Origin of the sequence: Sodalinema gerasimenkoae IPPAS B-353, assembly GCF_009846485.1 — a bacterium.
Taxonomy (GTDB): domain Bacteria; phylum Cyanobacteriota; class Cyanobacteriia; order Cyanobacteriales; family Geitlerinemataceae; genus Sodalinema; species Sodalinema gerasimenkoae.
In genome coordinates this window covers 3,931,356-3,948,490 of sequence record NZ_ML776472.1, presented here as the reverse complement: position 1 = coordinate 3,948,490, position 17,135 = coordinate 3,931,356, and the positions used below count along the sequence as shown (strand labels likewise).

12 protein-coding genes are annotated in these 17,135 nt (G+C 51.9%); 5 read left to right on the top strand and 7 right to left on the bottom strand.

Translation table 11 applies throughout. The features are described from left to right. Positions 1 to 131 precede the first annotated feature (131 nt). The 3 genes from fabD to plsX all read right to left on the bottom strand — a co-directional run bounded on the left by fabD (position 132) and on the right by plsX (position 3,146). Positions 132 to 1,028 (bottom strand): ACP S-malonyltransferase, encoded by an 897-nt coding sequence (fabD, locus tag L855_RS17060; RefSeq protein WP_159790031.1) that lies wholly within the window; start codon positions 1,026 to 1,028, stop codon positions 132 to 134. A 33-nt stretch (positions 1,029 to 1,061) separates the two neighbouring features. Next, on the bottom strand, positions 1,062 to 2,066 hold the full coding sequence (locus L855_RS17055) for a beta-ketoacyl-ACP synthase III (protein WP_159790029.1): 1,005 nt from the start codon (positions 2,064 to 2,066) through the stop codon (positions 1,062 to 1,064). Between the two features lie 66 nt (positions 2,067 to 2,132). Then, entirely contained in the window at positions 2,133 to 3,146 is a 1,014-nt protein-coding gene (gene plsX / locus L855_RS17050; RefSeq protein ID WP_159790027.1) for a phosphate acyltransferase PlsX, read from the bottom strand. A gap of 233 nt (positions 3,147 to 3,379) precedes the next feature. On the opposite strand from plsX, the gene L855_RS17045 reads away from it, so the two are divergent. Further along, entirely contained in the window at positions 3,380 to 4,783 is a 1,404-nt protein-coding gene (locus L855_RS17045) for a D-alanyl-D-alanine carboxypeptidase (protein ID WP_246198959.1), read from the top strand. Here L855_RS17045 and L855_RS17040 read toward each other — a convergent pair. Further along, positions 4,740 to 6,062 carry a peptidylprolyl isomerase gene (locus L855_RS17040; RefSeq protein ID WP_159790025.1) on the bottom strand — a complete coding sequence of 441 codons (1,323 nt, stop codon included), beginning with the start codon at positions 6,060 to 6,062 and terminating at the stop codon, positions 4,740 to 4,742. The genes L855_RS17045 and L855_RS17040 overlap by 44 nt on opposite strands. A gap of 501 nt (positions 6,063 to 6,563) precedes the next feature. On the opposite strand from L855_RS17040, the gene L855_RS17035 reads away from it, so the two are divergent. From L855_RS17035 to L855_RS17025, 3 genes are all read left to right on the top strand, one after another. Next, a complete protein-coding gene (locus tag L855_RS17035) occupies positions 6,564 to 8,714 on the top strand; it encodes a polyribonucleotide nucleotidyltransferase (protein ID WP_159790023.1) in 2,151 nt (716 codons plus the stop codon). A 249-nt stretch (positions 8,715 to 8,963) separates the two neighbouring features. Next, positions 8,964 to 10,241, top strand: coding sequence for a serpin family protein (locus tag L855_RS17030; protein WP_159790021.1), 1,278 nt, complete (start codon positions 8,964 to 8,966; stop codon positions 10,239 to 10,241). A gap of 209 nt (positions 10,242 to 10,450) precedes the next feature. After that, entirely contained in the window at positions 10,451 to 11,029 is a 579-nt protein-coding gene (locus L855_RS17025; protein WP_159790019.1) for a transposase, read from the top strand. Between the two features lie 269 nt (positions 11,030 to 11,298). On the opposite strand, the gene L855_RS17020 is transcribed toward L855_RS17025, so the two are convergent. After that, positions 11,299 to 11,616, bottom strand: a complete 318-nt coding sequence (locus L855_RS17020; protein ID WP_159790017.1) for a hypothetical protein — start codon at positions 11,614 to 11,616, stop codon at positions 11,299 to 11,301. Between the two features lie 198 nt (positions 11,617 to 11,814). Between L855_RS17020 and L855_RS17015 the strand changes: the two genes are divergently transcribed. After that, on the top strand, positions 11,815 to 13,239 hold the full coding sequence (locus L855_RS17015; protein ID WP_159790015.1) for a M50 family metallopeptidase: 1,425 nt from the start codon (positions 11,815 to 11,817) through the stop codon (positions 13,237 to 13,239). Positions 13,240 to 13,291: 52 nt separating this feature from the next. On the opposite strand, the gene L855_RS17010 is transcribed toward L855_RS17015, so the two are convergent. Beyond that, positions 13,292 to 15,334, bottom strand: coding sequence for an ATP-binding protein (locus L855_RS17010; protein ID WP_159790013.1), 2,043 nt, complete (start codon positions 15,332 to 15,334; stop codon positions 13,292 to 13,294). Positions 15,335 to 15,385: 51 nt separating this feature from the next. Continuing rightward, positions 15,386 to 16,741 (bottom strand): Pvc16 family protein, encoded by a 1,356-nt coding sequence (locus L855_RS17005; protein ID WP_159790011.1) that lies wholly within the window; start codon positions 16,739 to 16,741, stop codon positions 15,386 to 15,388. Between the last annotated feature and the right edge of the window lie 394 nt (positions 16,742 to 17,135).

The window sequence follows — 17,135 nt, the reverse complement described above, 5'->3', positions numbered from 1 at the left end:
AAGGCAATAGGCGGTAGGCAGTAGGGGGGAGAGGGGAACTGGGAATGGGGATAACCCACTCCTAGGAGGGGTTAGGGGTGTGTTGCGCGACTCTGTGGTAGGACGTTGAAAAATTGGGATTACATCTGGGATTACGCCAGTGTTTCGGCGAGGGTGTCTAACTCGGCGACGGTTCCTACATTGAGACAGTTTAACTCTTTGACGGTGCGTCCGATTAAGCCTGATAAGACTTTGCCGGGGCCGACTTCTAGGACCTGTTCAATGCCTAAGTCGGGTAAACTCAAAACAATTTCTCGCCAACGCACGGAACCGGTCATTTGCTGCTGTAAGCGAGTTTTTAGGGCAGCGGCGGCGGTTTCTGGGGTTGGATCGATGTTGGAGAGCACAGGAACTGTTGCCTCTTTGAAGTCGATGGGTTCGAGGAGAGTTTGGAACTCGGCGGCGGCGGGTTCCATGAGGGGGGAGTGGAAGGCCCCGGAGACATCTAGGGGCACGCTGCGGCGGACTTTGACTTGGGATAAGACTTGGGCGATCGCCGTCTCAGTACCGGAAATTACCACCTGGAGGGGGCTGTTATCATTGGCCAGGACAACGCCTTCTGTCTCGGCGATGGCTGCTTCGAGTTGGGGGCGATCGAACTTCATTAAAGCCGTCATCTGTCCTTCGTTGGCTTGACTCATCAGTTCGCCGCGACGTTTCACCAGTTTTAGACCGGTTTCAAAGTCCAAGACTCCTGCGGCATAGAGGGCGACATATTCCCCTAAACTATGGCCCGCCACGAGATCCGGTTGGGTGACGCCGCGATCGCGCAACAGATCCACTAAGGCACATTCGACAGTATAGAGACAGGGTTGAGTGTAGCGAGTCTCTGAGAGATTTTCCCCGGTTTCGCAGGTTTGCAACACTGACCAGCCTAAAATTGCCTCAGCCTGTTGAAATCTCTCCGCAGCTTGAGGAATGGCGGCTAAGTCAACCCCCATTCCCATGGCCTGCGATCCTTGTCCGGGAAACACCCAAGCGGTTTTCATAATTTGTGTTTTGGTATCAACGGTAACTTAATGTTACGCCGCAAAGCGTCCCCAACGGAATACCGCTGACCCCCAGGTTAGGCCAGCCCCGAATCCGGAGGCGGCAATGGTGTCTCCGGGCTGGATTTGTTGCGATCGCACGGCCTCGTTTAAGGCTAAAGGAATGGATGCAGCCGAAGTGTTACCATAATTTGCCAAATTTATCAATACTTTTTCTGAGGGAATTTTCAGGCGTTTGGCCACGGCATCGAGAATCCGTTGATTGGCTTGGTGGAGGAGTAACCAATCAATATCTTGGGTGGTTAAGCCAGAGCGGAAGAGGGCTTTTTCGACGGCTTCGGGGACTTTCTTAACGGCAAACTTATAGACTTCTGGGCCATTCATGGCGATGGTTCCATAGTCTCCTTGAGAGACCGAAATCTCCGAGGTTAGGGCCTGGGCTTGGGGTTGATAGCCCAGGGTGAGACAGTTGTTCTGAGAGCCGTCTGAGCGCATCTCAAAGCCGAGGAGGCGATCGCCCGAGTCTCGGGCTTGTAGCACCACCGCGCCGGCTCCGTCGCCAAACAAGACACAGGTCCGGCGATCGCCCCAATCCACCCAGCGAGAGAGGACATCTGCCCCAATCACCAGGACATTGCGATAGACCCCCGTGCGGAGGAACTGCGCCGCCGTCACCATCGCAAACAGGAACCCAGAACAGGCTGCCGTCAAATCAAAGGCCACAGCTTGGGGGGCATTTAAGCGATGTTGCACCCAACTGGCACTACCAAAGAGATCATCCGGGGTGGAGGTTGCCAACACCAGCAAATCCAACTCGTTGGCCGCCAAGCCAGCCATCTCCAGGGCCTGAGTCCCGGCCTGAGCGGCTAACTCCCCCAAGGACTGAGATGGAGAGGCTAGACGACGTTGGCGAATCCCGGTGCGCGATCGAATCCACTCGTCGGAGGTGTCTACCATCTGCATCAGCGTTTCGTTATCCAAGACCGCATCGGGAGCCACACCGCCACAGCCCGTTAATTCAAGTCCCAAGATTGTCATAAATTTTCCAGGATCGTCCGTCTTTACTCGCTATCACTCAATCCAACTCAACCCGCGTTCCGGGAGCTACTGTTCCACCAGGTGTTTTTCCTGGATGCGTTCAATCACACGATTATCCACCGCTTCTTTAGCCAAACGCACCGCATTAAAAATGGTCATGGCATGAGAACTCCCATGGCCAATCACACAAACCCCAGCCACCCCTAAGAGTAAGCCGCCGCCATGTTCGACATAATCAATCCGTTGCTTGAGGCGCTTGAGATTGGGCATAACATGGACCAAATCCCGCTCGTCAAGACCTTGCAATAACTCATCTTGACAGAGTTGCAGCAGGATATTTCCCACCGCTTCAGCAAACTTCAGCAGCACATTGCCCACAAAGCCATCGCAGACAATCACATCGAAATCCCCAGACAAGACATCGCGGCCTTCCGCATTGCCCACAAAGGGAATCCGGGGATGGTTTTGTAATAACTCATAGGTGCGTAGGGCGAGTTCATTGCCCTTGCAGGCCTCTTCGCCGATATTCAGCAGTCCAACTCGGGGTTCATCCCGCCCCAGAACATACTGACTGTACGCTGTCCCCAGCAGAGCAAACTGTTCCAAGAACTTGGGCCGACAATCCACGATCGCCCCCACATCCAGAATCAACACTGACCGATCGGGATTCATGGTGGGGAACACGGCCCCAATCGCCGGACGGTCAATTCCTGATAAGCGCCCTAAGCGCAATAATGCCGAAGCCATCGAGGCCCCAGAATGCCCAGCGGAGACCACGCCATCGGCTTCTCCTTGTTTCACCAGACTCATCGCCACATTAATCGAGGCGTTGGGTTTCCGTTTAATTCCCGTCAACGCTTCCTCGTGCATTTCTACTGCACCCTCAGAGGCGATAATCTGGACGTCCTCAGGGCTGCGATCGTGCCGTTGCAACGAGGCTTCGATGGCGGCGGGATCACCAACAAGCAGCACCTCTACCCCCAATTCATCCTGCGCCCGCAACGCCCCAGCTACAATCTCATCCGGGGCATAGTCGCCGCCCATCGCGTCCACTGCAATCCTTGCCCTGTTCAATGCCATCGATCGAATGTTGTATAAGCCTTCCAAATTCTACCAGACGACATCTCCCCACCAAGAGACTCGGGGAGAAGAAAACCGAACCTAGGTTAACCCCCTGGTGAAACGGCCAATATGTCACTTCGGGCGATCGCCCCTAGACTTTGGGGTAGGGAAACCCGGTTAGGGTCGTGGTTGTCATCTTGTACGTCGGCGATTTCCTAGGCTGACTGCTATGATCCATGGGTCGCGCGGTGATGTTCATGTTGAGTTTAGTGAGTTCAGGGGTGTTAGCCCTCTGGTTAGAAGCCACCGGTATTCTTCCCCCTCCGTCTGAGGTGAGTGTGCCTCTGTTGGAGGCCCCGCCGCTAGTGTTGTCTTTGGAGGCTAATGCTGAGGCGGAGGCCCTGATTGACCGCTATTTGACCTCTCTGGAGGCCCAGGGCATGTCGCCGCAACGACAAGGAATTTGGCTACAAGCGGGGGCCGAGGAACTGGCGTCTCATCAAGCCACGTTACCCCGTTCGGCCGCCTCCATTACCAAGGTGGCGACAACGCTGGTGGCGTTGGATACCTGGGATTGGCAACAACAGACGGTGACGGAGATTAGTGCCACAGGCCCGATTGTGAATGGGGTGTTGGAGGGACATTTAATCATTACCGGTGGAGGGGATCTGTTGTGGGTGTGGGAGGAGGCGATCGCCCTGGCGGTGACGCTACAGGAGTTGGGAATTGAGAGGGTGGCGGGGGATCTGATTCTGGAGGATCAACCCTGGTTTAATTTCCGTCAGGAGGCGGAGCGAGTGGGGGAGGGGTTTCGGCTCAGTTTTGATTCGCGACGCTGGACGCCTCGCATTGAACGGGCCCATGAGGGGATGGCGGCGGGAACCCCGAGACCGCAGTTGGAGATTCGGGGTGAGGTTCGGCGGTTGGGAGAGCCGGAGACGGAGGAGACAGATGGGGAGAATGGTGGGGTTGAGAGAGTCACGGAACCCCTCCCTTCTCGGGTTCTCCTGGTGCGCCATCATTCCTTACCGTTGCTGTCTTGGTTGAAGGTGATGAATGTCCATAGTAATAATGTCATTGCTGACCACCTGGCGGAGGAACTGGGGGGCGGGGCCAGGGTGGCACAACGGGCGGCCCAGTTGGCAGCAGTACCAGAGGCGGAAATTCAGTTGATTAATGGCTCAGGGTTGGGTCAGGAGAATCGGGTCTCCCCACGAGCTTCGGTGGCTCTGTTGGGGGCAATTCACCGTCGTTTGGCCCGGCGCGGCTTGACGGTGGCGGATCTGTTTCCGGTGTTTGGTCAGGATGGGGGAACCATGGAGGACCGAGAGATGCCAAAAGGGGCCACGGTGAAGACGGGGACCTTGTGGAATGTGAGTGCCTTGGTGGGGGCGGTGCCGACGCGCGATCGCGGCTTGGTCTGGTTTGCGCTGCTTAATGGTGGGGATGCTTATACCCTGCCGTTTCGTCGTCAGCAGGATGAGTTCCTGCAACAGATTCAGGAGCAATGGGGCCAAGGACCTCAACCGAGGGCGTTGAGGTCTTTTTATCCCCTGCCTCACTTTGGCGATCGCGATCGCCTTGAGGTGCTAGTTGAATCGGAGTTGGAAGCTAGCCAATCAACAGGGCCATATCCGTCGGCGAGACGACCATAGAGGCGGCTTGGACGGCTTCTGGGGTGCTGTTGAGGATGCGCCCTTGGAAATCGTCGTTATCGAGTTGAATCAGCACATCAGCCCCTGAAGGGATGAAGCGGACGGTGGCCGGATCGGTGGCGGCGGCCAGGACGATGCGATCGCCCTCGGCGGGGTTAAAGTCGGTCACCACATCGGCCTGATTGGGATCGACGCGACCGATATTGGTGTCGCCCCGGAAGACAAAGCTATCGGCCCCCGCGCCTCCAGTCAGAGTATCTTGGCCGCGATCGCCAATCAGCACATCATTTCCAGGGCCGCCGATGAGGACATCATCTCCTTGTCCTCCCCGTAGGACGTTATTTCCACCACCGGCCATGATGGTGTCGTTGCCGAGGTTGCCATGGAGGATATCGTTCCCTGTTCCCCCCATGATCACATCATCCCCTTGACCACCACGAATCAGGTTATTGCCCGCTTCGCCGGTGAGGGTATCGTTGCCCTGGTTGCCATAAATGACATCATCGATGGGAGAGCCGAGAATGGTGTCATCGCCGCCAAGGCCCACAAAGCCGGAGGGGTTGGCTTGACTCAGTTCAGCGGTGATATCCAGGAAATCATCGCCATCGGTGAGGAGTTGGAAGCCTAGGGGGAGGCTGGCTCGTTCGAGGCGGTTGAAATAGAAGTTTAGGGAGTTGACATCCATAAACGCCGATTGTCGCGAGGGTAGGATGCCATCCACGAAGCGGGCCGCCTCAATGCGATCGCCGACCCCGATGTTATCCATCACCGATAGGCCGTCGGTGATATTGCCAAACACCGCATAATCCCCATCGAGGAAGCGGGAGTTGACCAGATTGAAGTAAAACTGCGAGGAGGCGGAGTTGGGGTCTTGGCTGCGGGCCATAGCGATGGTGCCGCGATCGTTGCGTAACAGCGGTGGAACCGTAATTCCTGCATCACGAAAGCGGCTGCCCAGTAGCGGTTCAGTTGCCCCCTGGGGTTTGATTTCCAGGGGGATGGTGCGGGTTGCACCCGTGGCAGGATCGGTGAATCCTTCCCGGCCTAAGAGATTGGTGGGAAAGTTGGGATCGCGACTGTTGGGATCTCCAGCTTGCGCCACAAAGTCAGGAACGACCCGGTGAAAGCTGATGTCGTCATAGAAGCGACGGGAGACTAAATCTGCGAAATTCCCCGCCGTGAGGGGAGCATTGTTACCATCCAAGGCGATGGTAATGGGTTGTCCCCCCACAACCATGACGACGGTTGCTGAACCGGGTAGAGGCGCAAAGTTACTCATGACTGAAGTTGTATTCCTGAAGCGAATACCCTAAACATACAAGAAAGATACAGGGTTCTATTATCCAGCCACCTGAGACGCGATCGCCCCCCCCAGAGTTCCAAACCCAACTCCCCACTCAGTCCTCCCCTGACCTTAACCCGAGGTGAAGAAACCTGGCACTTCCAGATTCCTGCGGTATACTGGGAACGACATGGATTTTCCAAGTGCAATCCTGATCATCATCGCCTCAAGTTGCCTTAACCGGTGACATGAGTTATCTCGACGGCTAACCCCAGCATTTGGGCGCTAAGGCGTGGCGTAGTTCGGACTAGCAACCGAATGAGAGTTGGGACGCTCAACCCTTGGCCTTGGTCAAGTTTTGGCGTGTATCACGATGATCACAGATGATTGGGTGAGTCTGAGGTGGCAGAGGCCGACCCGTGAGTTTTTCGGGCTGACGCTCTCCCAAACCGACGATAATCCCCAGAAGAAGAAGAAGAACTAATATTAGAGTGCTGCATGAAAGCAATGGAAAAGTCAGTATCCTTTGATGGACGGGATATTAGACTCAAGGTTGGAACCCTCGCTCCACAAGCCGGAGGCTCCGTCGTCATCGAGTTGGGCGATACCTCGGTTCTCGTCACAGCAACCCGTTCAACCGGTCGAGAAGGCATCGACTTCTTGCCCCTACTCGTCGATTACGAAGAACGGCTCTATGCCGGGGGTAAAATTCCCGGTGGGTTCTTGCGTCGGGAGGGTCGTCCCCCCGAGAAAGTGACGCTAACCTGTCGTCTAATTGACCGTCCCATGCGTCCTTTGTTCCCTCAGTGGTTACGGGACGATATTCAGATTGTGGCTACCACCTTATCGATGGATGAGTTGGTTCCCCCAGATGTCCTGGCTGTGACCGGGGCGTCCATTGCCACGATGTTAGCGAAGATTCCCTTCAAGGGTCCCATGGCTGCGGTCCGTGTGGGCTTGGTGGGTGATGATTTCATCCTCAATCCCTCCTTTGAGGAAATTCGCCTCGGAGACCTAGATCTTGTGGTGGCGGGGACCCATAATGGTGTGGTGATGGTGGAAGCCGGTGCCAATCAGCTCCCAGAACAAGATATTATCGAAGCCATTGATTTTGGCTACGAAGGGGCGTTAGAGCTAATTCGTCACCAGGAAGCCTTGATGAAGGACTTGGGCGTCGAGTTGGTCGAAGAAGAACCGCCGGTTGTGGATGACAAGTTAGAAATTTACATCCGTGAGGCCGCTGAGGAACCGGTTAAGAAGGTTCTCAGCAACTTCGAGCATACCAAGAGCAGCCGTGATGAGGCTCTCGATGAGGTCAAAGGGGAAATTGCTGAGAAAATTGAGCAACTCCCAGAAGAAGACCCCCTACGTTTGGCGGTGACAGGAGATGCCAAGTCTCTGGGTAAGGTCTTTAAGGGCGTGACCAAACAGTTGATGCGGGCCCAGATTGTCGAAGATAAAGTCCGGGTGGATGGGCGCAAACTGGATGAAGTGCGTCCAATTTCCTGTCAGGTGGGAGTGGTTCCCCGTCGGGTTCACGGAAGTGCCTTGTTTAACCGGGGCTTAACTCAGGTGCTATCCTTAGCCACCTTGGGGTCTCCCGGTGATGCACAGGAACTCGATGACCTGCATCCCCAGGAACAGAAACGCTATCTGCATCATTACAATTTCCCACCCTATTCCGTGGGCGAAACTCGGCCCATGCGATCGCCCGGCCGACGGGAGATTGGTCACGGGGCCTTGGCAGAACGGGCTTTAGTTCCCGTGTTACCCCCGAAAGAAAGCTTCCCCTACGTGATTCGGGTGGTGTCTGAGGTCTTGTCCTCCAATGGGTCCACTTCGATGGGGTCTGTGTGCGGCTCGACCCTCTCCCTGATGCACGCTGGGGTTCCCCTCAGCAAGCCTGTCAGCGGTGCGGCGATGGGCTTGATTAAGGAAGGGGATGAGGTTCGCATTCTCACGGATATTCAAGGAATTGAAGACTTCCTCGGGGATATGGACTTCAAGGTTGCCGGAACCGATACCGGGATTACGGCCTTGCAGATGGACATGAAAATCACGGGACTCCCGGTGAAAATTGTCGCCGATGCGGTGAAACAGGCCCTTCCGGCGCGGCTGCATATCCTCAACAAGATGATTGAGGCCATCAGTGAGCCGAATCCTGAACTGTCTCCGTTTGCACCTCGTCTCTATAGCCTCAAGATTGATCCTGACCTGATTGGCTTGGTGATTGGTCCCGGTGGGAAAACCATTAAAGGGATTACTGAGGAAACGGGCTGTAAAATCGACATCGACAATGATGGTACGGTGACGATTTCCGGTCTCGATGGTGAGAAGGCCATGCGGGCCCGGGCGATTATCCAAGGGATGACACGCAAGATTCAAACGGGCGAGGTCTTCCTCGGTCGGGTCACCCGGATTATCCCCATTGGGGCGTTTGTGGAAATTGCGCCTGGGAAGGAAGGAATGGTTCATATTTCCCAAGTGGCTGACTATCGCATCGGCAAGGTGGAGGATGAACTCTCCGTTGGCGATGAGGTTGTGGTGAAGGTGCGGGATATTGATAATAAAAACCGCATCAATCTAACTCGTTTGGGGATTGACCCTGATGATGAGGCGGCGGCTCGGGAAGCAGGCATTATTGGTTAGGTGATCTCGACGATGGTGTGGACTACGCCATCTGAGAGTCCCTAGACATCTCGACCCCTCACTCTACCCCTCAGTGGAAAACCGTCGGTTTCGGTTTTTGACTGAGGGGTTTTTTATGTTGGCTGTTTTCGACGAGGACAGGTTACCGTAAAGGGGAGGGGCATTCCCGGAAACCCCTTGATGCGGTCTGAATTAAATGTGGGTGGGTGCAACGGGACGACATTAAACTGACTCCATTTCTCCTCAATCATGATTCATCAGCCTATGTACGGACGGCTTCTCGGCGCCTTACTTCCCTTGCTAATGGGGGTATTGGCGGGATCAGGGATTCCCTTGACACGCTCGACTCTCCGGGGAGTGGACCAAGCCACGACACCTAGAACGGCGACGGCGGCGACGCCAATTTCTATACGAGACTTGAGTGAGGCTCAGGCGGAGTTGGGGTTTGCGGTGTTTCAGCAGTTGTGGGAACGTCAGGGCGGGGAGAATGTGCTCCTGTCGCCGTTAAGTTTGTCGATGGCCTTGGCGTTACTCCATGGCGGGGCCGAAGGGGAGACTCAGCGGGATATGAATCAGATGTTAGGGGTATCTGGGACTAGGGAGTTGGATTGGGCTTATGAGGGGCTGTTAGAGAGTTTTCAGGGACTGTCGGGGGAGGTGGAGTTGGCGATCGCCAATTCGATTTGGAGTCGTCAGGAGAGTCTGTTAAGGCCTGAGTTTATTGAGTCTCGTCAGCAGTTCTATGAGGCCCAAATTCGGCCGGTGGATTTCCGTGAGTCTCCCCGGGTGTTGGCGGCGATTCATGAGTGGATTTCTCAACAGACGCAAGGGCGCATTGCGGAGCTGTTATCTAGCCGCGATTTGGATGAGACGACGGTGGCGGTGTTGTTAAATGCCTTCTATTTTTCGGGACAATGGACGAGTCCGTTTCCTGAGGAAAATACGGAACTTGGGGTCTTTCACCGGCTGGATCGCTCCCCTGTCTATGTGCCGATGATGGAGCAACGTCTGTCGTTGGTGAGGAGTTATGGGAATGATATGTTTCAGGCGATCGAGTTGCCCTATGGGGAGAGTGAACGGTTGGGGATGTATGTGTTTGTTCCCCGAGAAGATATACCGTTTGGGGCGTTTTTGGGTCAGTTTACGGCTGAGAATTGGCAAAATTGGTTACGTCGCTTTGAGTGGAATGAAGCGGGGGCGATCGTGCGGCTACCACGATTTCAGGTGACGGCTGAGGTGAATTTGCGTGAGAGTTTGGAGGCGTTAGGACTGGGGGAAGTTTTTCAAGCGGGTGCGGACTTTTCTGGGTTAAGTGATGACCCATTTTGGGTGACGGTGATGCGCCAACAACTTTATCTGGAGGTGACGGAGGCGGGAACTGAAGGGGCGGCAGTGACGGGGATTGGGGGAACGCGATCGGCGGCTATTTCTGTGGTGGGCGATCGCCCTTTTGTCTTTGTTGTCCGGGATAATGAGACAGGACAACTCTTGTTTTTAGGGGCGATCGTTGATCCGAGTTTAGAGTGAACAGCTGTTCGCCCTGACAATTATCAACCCTTCACCAAAATGCCCAAGATGGCGATCGCCCCATCAACCATCCAGCCAATATCGCTTGTAGACTTGGATACCCAATGCAGGTGAGGGTGATCGGCGGAACGGCCAACAGGGTGAGGGCGAACAGCCGTTCGCCCCTACAATTGTGATACAACGCTGAATTGATACATCTATCGAATGCTATGACATACGACCCTCGTATTCATCATCGTCGCTCAATTCGTCTTCCTCACTATAATTACGCTCAGCCCGGACTGTATTTTATTACCATCTGTGCCTACCAGCGACAATGTTTGTTTGCTAATATTTCCAACGGCAGCATCGAACTCACAACTTATGGTGAGATTGTTGCAGAAGAATGGAAAAGGTCAAGCGACATTCGCAATGAGATTCAATTGGATACTTGGGTAGTGATGCCGAATCATTTTCATGGTTTGGTGGAAATTGTGGGCGGAACAGCCAATAGGGTGGGGGCGGACGGTAGAACAGCCAACAGGATGAGGGCGAACAGCCGTTCGCCCCAACGGGATCGGATGAAATCTAAATCGATATCTTCTCTGATTTCTGGTTTTAAATCTGCTGTCACGTATCGCATTAATGGCTTGCGTCAAACCCCTGGAAATCCGGTTTGGCAACGCAATTATTATGAACATATTGTTAGAAATGAATCAGAGTGCGATCGCCTCCGAGATTATATTTTTCAAAATCCCCACAGGTGGCAACAAGACCAACTTCATCCAGACAATCCGTCCAAGTGGTAAAGAAGGCTAAGTCCAACTAATACCAATTTTCAGAAGTCGTGCCATAGATGTCTGTAGGGGCGAACGGCTGTTCGCCCTCCTCGGTGTATACCAATTTTCAGAAGTCGTGCCATAGATGTCTGTAGGGGCGAACGGCTGTTCGCCCTCCTCGGTGTCAGATGTATAGCAAGCATTTCGAAAAATGGTATGATACCAATTTTCATGCATTCGTGCCACAGATGGCTGTAGGGGCGAACGGCTGTTCGCCCTCCCCTAGTCTCAGGCTTTATTCAGTTATTGTCGATTGGATGCCCGGTGAAGCGAGAAAACTTCATGTTTCCTGACATGTTTGGCCCTGATATTGCCGCCATACCTTTTAGTTTTTTCTCGAAGTAAATCAGTCCACCAATCTGATTTTCAACCCAGAAGCTACCATGAATAAACTCATAGTCAGAAATCTTGATTAAAAAGATATCTTGTGGAGCTTTTTTCACCATCTCTTGACTCAGTATCGGGCTAACGTCTTCCAAAAATGGATGCTCAACAGGCTTGCCAAACTCAATAAATTCAGGATGATCGGCAAACCTGTCTATTTTGATCACGGACAAGGTTTATATGATTTATCTTCCCCCATCATATATTAATAATCCATGTCAATGGCATCGTCTCAAGTAGCCAAGAATCGGATAAATTGCCTCTCCCTTTTCCTGAAGAAAAATAAAGTTTTGTAACAATTTCCCGTAATTCCCGTAAAAACTGGCTTGATAGACCGACAGATTAAGGACAGGGTTCAGACTTTAATCAATATGGTCACGTCCAGCCGCAAAAACCTTCCCCCCCCACCAGAGATCGCCCCAGATTGGGTTTGTCCCGATTTGCGGCCCTACTGGCAACTGGCAAAGGTCAAACAGGATACGCGGGTTGTCCTGCGTTGCCCCCAAACCGGACAGCGTCATGTCTTCTCAGAATGGGAAGGCTTTGCACTGCGCTACTTCCAAGGACAATACACCGTCGAGAACGTTCAACAACGCTGTCTAACGGAATTTTCCCTCGTCGATAGCCAATTAGTTAGCCAACTGGTTTGTAAACTTATCCATAAAGGAATACTCGCCCTCGACCAAATCCCCCCAGGAAACGGTCCGCGCCTCAAATCCTGCGTGCAATGGATTGATCACCCTGATGGCTATTGGATTTTACGCAACCCCGAGGACGGAACCTATCTGCAAGTCTCCCGCCGCGATCAAGAGGCGATCGCCGCTCAAGTCGGAAACGGTCCCCCGAGTCAACGGCCCATCCCCCGGCAGAAATGGCAACAACTTCTGCAAATGCTCGGCAGTACCGGAATGTTAGAGGGAACGGAACGGCAAAAACCCCCTAAAGGGAAATTCAACCCCCTACAACTGCTCTTCTTCAAAATTCCGCTGATTAACCCCGATCGCTGGCTCGATCGCCATATCAACAAACTGCGCTGGATTTGGACGAAACCCGTTTCCTTTCTGCTGCTGGCGTTCCTCAGTGCCTCTCTCGTTGCCGGAATCGCCCAATCCCCCGCCATCCTACAACTTGGGACTCAACTCTGGAGCGAACATCGCGCCGCTATTCTGGTTCCCTTTGTCCTCCTGGCGATGCTGGTGGTGTCCATTCACGAACTCGGCCACGCCTTTACCCTCAAACATTACGGCGGTGTCGTTCCCGAAATCGGACTCCTGTTTATGTGCCTATTTCCCGCCGCCTACACCAACACCAGCGACTCCTACTGTCTCTCCCGCTGGAAACGAGTTCAGGTGGTCGCTGCCGGAGTCCTCACCCAGACCATTATCGCCGCCATTGCTCTCTGGCTTTGGATTCTAGCGGTTCCCGGCAGTTCCCTCGATATCGCAAGCTATCTACTGATGCTGGCGGCCCTGTTCACCATCGCACTCAATCTCAATCCCTTGGCTAAATTCGACGGTTATCACCTCGCCGTCGCCGCTAGTGGTATCAATAACCTCCGTACCCGCTCCTTTAAGTTCTATCAACGACTGTTTCAGGGCAAACCCAAACGAGAAACCGCCGCTGATGCCAAAATTTTAGCCCTCTACGCGCCTTTGAGTTTGTTCTATATCTGTAGCGTCTTCGGCTTTCTGTTTCTGCGTCTGAGTCATTGGACGCTTACCAATATTCCGGCGATCGCCCTTTTTGTTGTCACAATCTGGGCGATTTATTACTTTCTACTTCCTGAAAACAGCTAATGAACCATCCCCCTCGCCACTAGAGAGGGATTGGGACAACGTTCAACCATGATTAGTTCTCCGGTATCCAACCTCGCATTTCAGAATCCGTTAGGGGTCGTTCCAGTTTCAGGGCTTCGAGTTGTGCGGCTCGGAATAAATGTTCCATGTTTAAACGCTGTTCAGGATCACTAGCCGCGAGAAAAGCCGCATTGAGAGCAATACTGCGGATATTTCCCCCAGCTACGTTTAACCGCGCTAGCTTACGGGTATCTTTCTCTGATGGAACGGATTCACCTAACTTGCTTGGAAATGTCTTCTCCCAGATTTGCTGACGCTGTTGAGCATTGGGAAAGGGAAACTCAATGATAAATCGCAACCGGCGCATAAAGGCTGAATCTAACGAATCTTTAAGATTCGTTGTCAAAATCGCTAAACCTTGATAGTCTTCCATTCGCTGGAGTAAGTAACTTACCTCAATGTTGGCATGACGATCTTGACTGTCTTTCACGTCAGACCGTTTGCCGAATAAAGCATCCGCTTCATCGAAGAGTAAAACGGCTCCACTCAATTCTGCTGCATCGAAGACTTTTCGCAAGTTCTCCTCAGTTTCGCCAATATACTTGCTGACCACAGAACTTAAATCAATTCGATATAAATCGAGTTTCAGTTTGTTGGCTAACACTTCTGCCGCCATGGTTTTACCTGTGCCACTCGGACCATAAAATAAGACGCTAGTCCCTAAGCCACGACGGCTTTTTTTACTGAACTCCCAGTCTTGATAAACTTTGGCTTTATGTTCAACTTGACCAATAATATTCTTTAAAATTTTTTTGCACTCGTCCGGTAAAATCAAGTCATCAAAGGTGGCAACAGCGTCTAGAGGTTGGGCGAGTTCTCCTATTTGAGGCCGCGCTAAGGTGCGACAGCTTGACCAGAGACATTGGATGACGTGCGATTCCTCCGATTCTTCTGATTCCTCTGATTTTTTGGGAAGACTTGAGGATTGGGATGATTGGGTTTTTAAGAGACTGGCGGTTCCTTGACAGGCTGCTTCAATAGCGGGAACCGTTAAATTGAATTGGTTGACTAGACGATCAATGTCTGACGCCATTGATTTAGCATCCAGGGTTGGCCAGTTTTTTTGAATCAGCACTTCCCAAATCTGTTTCTGCTCTTGGATGGATAAATCCGGTACGTCGAAGGTAATTATGGGACGGTATCGTTCGGGAATCCGGTTGTAGGTGGCAATAATTAAAGGGGATTCAATGTGGTCTAACCAATAGATAAACGCATTTTTTTTCGGGATATCTCGTTCGAGTAGCGCCAGATCATAATCTAAAAATAAGGCACTTTGAGTGAGTTTGGCTTGCCGCTCCCAGAGGGTTAAGGTATGCTCTAAGTCATCCGGTGCAATGGGGAGAAATTCCGGGGACAGATTATAGAGAGAGTATCCTAGCTGATGACAAACGTGAGAGGCGATCGCCCGACTACTCACTTTATTACCACAAAGCTGAATAAGAGGATGAGATTCACTGGTCCACAAGTCCGTTAACTGCTTAGCAATCTCATCTTGGGATTGAGGTAAATTCTCCCTATTTTCTTGAAGGTCTAGCTCATTGATGAGTCCCACTAACTCTTGAGATAAATAGGGTTGTCCAATAAGGTAGTGAATCACCCATTCACTCACTCTCAGGGAATTGGTCATCAAGCTGGATTCCGGTTGCACTCGAATCAAATCTAACTTGCGTAGAGGAGACGTCGGCTTGGTGACACTCCAATGCTGGGATTGGAGGTCAGGAAATAGAGCGAACGCTAATGTAAAGGTGGGATAATATTTTTTCATCGTTTTCTGAGCCTCCGCACAAAGCCGTAAGACAGAAAACTCTAATTCAGCACTGACACATAAGAGTAACACTTGACGTTCAAATTGACTCAAGTTCAGCGATTGGCTAAGCTGTTCTAGTTGTGGTGAGGTTTGTGATGAGGCTCCTTTGATGTCTCCGCTGTGGGCAGACGAAGAGTTGTCACGTTGGGTATACTGTTCTAGTCGGGAACGCATGGTGGCCACTTCGGCCATGAGAGCGTTGACAGACTCGGATTGGTTAATAGCCATAAATAGTCATGAGATAATTTTTGGTCGAGGGAGATAGCGCAGTTTGAATCGTTAGGACAAAACAAGTTTTGGTCGATTGTAGGGTTGGTTTTGTTGGTCGGCTTGAGAGGTGTCCTCTTTAAACAAAGGACTTTCAGCATCATCAATTTGGACTCTCAGCAGATATTCCCCTGGTTTAACTCGCTCTAATTTGAAGGTGGGCTGATTGGTCAACGGTTGGTTAGTAATCCGTGGGAAGACATAAGATTCAGTCCCGTTGATTTGGTTGAGCAGTAGGAAAACACGTTGCGTTGTTTCCACATTCACATCCAGATTGATGTTGAGTTCTCCGAAATATAAACCGTCCTCTTCGTCGTCTTGTTTGCTTAAACTCTCAGGGTTGTCCCATAGCTCATTGATGAGTCTCGGGCGCAGGATGATGGGAAAGGCGTTGGATTGAAATTTAGGTTCATGAACGCTGTTTGAGTCCCCTTCATTGATGGTAATCACTTTTACTCCGGCCATACCTGCCCGTAAGGAACTTTTTTCTCGCTCTTCTAACTCCTCAAAATCTAGTTGTAATTGGCTGGTGGTGACAAACTGGGGCGTTAAACGGGCATTGCCCAGTTGCAGATAGCTGCGAGTGCGATCGCCCCCATCCTCGTCCTTCAAATTTTGTCCCCGAATGATTAAAGTCCCTTGGGCAAAAATCTGATTAGCTAGTTTCTCCGAGGGTTGGGGCGTTCCCCCTGGCTCCATAAATTCAATGCTCTCAATTTTCGGCAGATGAGGAATTGAGTATAAGTTGGGTTCGGGCGCACCACTGATGGGTAATCCTTTCTTACCCGGTTCGTCCCCTTCAATTAAGACAACAGTGCCTTGGTACACCACAGACAGAGAATAGGGGGTTTGGAAAAAGACCGACCAAATCCGCGATAAATCTTCCGTGGTGATATTGCTGGGGAAGATTTTGACTTTCTGGACTTGTTCAATCAGGTTGGACTCAGTTAAGTAACTATGACTTAACGAGAGCCGACGACTCTGACGTGTCAAACGTTCCAGAATCTCGGGCCCGAGAATTGGCCGATCTACTAACGTCCGAACCGCACTTCCGAGCAGACGCTGGGGAATCAACTCCTTCTCATTCCCGTAGAAGCTGAATAAATAATGTAAGTCCAGTCCGGCTTGGCGTTGTTTACTCAAATCCCCTTTGGGCCGGCGAGTTCGTAAATCGGCATTGCGCCAGGCTGGATTCGGGGTGACTTGGTACAGATAGATGTTGATTCCGGGTTTGTCCAGTTCTACCCCCTGTTTCTTATCAGGACGAACCGTTGTCACCTGTGTCCCGGGAATGTCTTTGTCTACGCCATCCTGTAAAATTTGCTGTAAAACGGCGGTAACCGTGGCGATCGCCAGATAATTACTCATAATCAGTTAGCTTAAACGCTTTCAAGGAACTAATATCTGAAAATACCTAAAAATGTAGCTCTCTAGCTGGCTCTGCTGCCAGGACAGGTTCAGCTTCGAGATCAATATGGGTGGCTTTGTTCGGTGATATTGTAACAAAGACTACAAAAGACTAGAGGTTCCTGGGATTGTACTGCTACCGATTGTAATAATTTTCTAAAGACTTGGCACATCAAACAGAATTGCTATAAAGTATAATCTCAGTTGTCTATATAAGGTCGTTCAACCCGGAGGGAACTCGCCGTTACCCTTTCCTAACAAAAATTAAGTTTCGTGACAATATTGCCAGATTATCGTTAACCGTCATGGCTGTTGATCGTTGTTGCCAAGGATCAGTTTAAAGCCGGCTAAAAGG